Source organism: Endozoicomonas sp. ONNA2, from assembly GCF_024606365.1.
GTDB lineage: Bacteria > Pseudomonadota > Gammaproteobacteria > Pseudomonadales > Endozoicomonadaceae > Endozoicomonas.
On sequence record NZ_JAHHPO010000772.1, the window covers coordinates 1 to 1,081 of the forward strand.

Annotated in this window: 1 protein-coding gene; it reads left to right on the forward strand. The window is 48.6% G+C overall.

The window, feature by feature from the left end; genetic code table 11:
• Positions 1-114 precede the first annotated feature (114 nt).
• Positions 115-738 carry a hypothetical protein gene (locus KDK14_RS13750; RefSeq protein ID WP_257265741.1) on the forward strand — a complete coding sequence of 208 codons (624 nt, stop codon included), beginning with the start codon at positions 115-117 and terminating at the stop codon, positions 736-738.
• Positions 739-1,081 lie beyond the last annotated feature (343 nt).

A 1,081-nucleotide genomic window follows, 5' to 3' on the forward strand; every position in this document is an offset into this window, starting at 1 on the left:
TGATTGCGGTGGAGCATCTGAATATGCGGAAGTTATTTACAGACAATTCCTAAGTATCTACAAAGTTTGCCTTACGTAAAACGTCTTATTCTTAAATCTGAGAGGGACTTGACAATGAATATCAACTCAGGTGCAGACTCAGCGACCAATGTTATTATTTCTTCCTCTGTCATAAAGGATACTCTGGCTATGGCAGGTACCATGACAGGGCTTGCTTTTGGCTTTCTTGTATCTACCGGCTCGGTCCACGACAATTTTCTGAATCGCGCCTTATATGTGGGCGCTTGTGGCACTGCGGGATACCTCATCGCACAAAGTGCTTATCACGGTTGTACTGCCTTCTGGCAAAGTACGGTGGAAATTCGTGATACCGTATCCACGTATATGAATAACCTTGGTATTACCCCCACCTTTCGGGATTCTCATATCGTCAAGGCGTGTACCTACGCAGGTGCATTGTGTGGCTTGGGTTACAGTGATGGCATTACAAGTCCGGCACGGGATGCGTCCAGGGGTGAGAATGATCAACGGGCTAATCCGCCCGGCTTTATGGGCCGAATCCAGTCTGGCACAGGTTGGGTCATGGTTGGTGCCGGTGCCGGGTATCTGCTGGGCAAAGGGCTTGAGTATACAGCAGAAGCAGCCATTTCTGGTGCTGAAAGGGCAGCAAAACGCCTTGGTTTGACAACTGCTGTGAGCGTGAGTCCTGACGAACAGACCCGGAATAATCCCACCTGAGTCAACTGGGACTCCACGGTGGGAACCAGGCATGATCTGGCAAAGAACACCAGACGGAACCAAAGGGTGAGAGTGTTTCTGCAGCGGGTAATGAATCTGTTACGATTCAATCCTGTAGAACCAGTTTTGCACAACAACAAGTCTGGAGAGGTTTGGCAACCAAGTGTTTCTGTATTATAGAGCTTGGCTGCACTAACCCGAGAACCTCCCTTGGTGGTTTCTACCCGCAAGCACTCCTACTTAAATTCTGCCCTTGGCTATTTTCTATAGGTGCTTTTCTTTCATGCTCCGTTATGCTGCCAGTGTTCAATACGATGGTTCCCGATTTTTTGGTTGGCAGGTT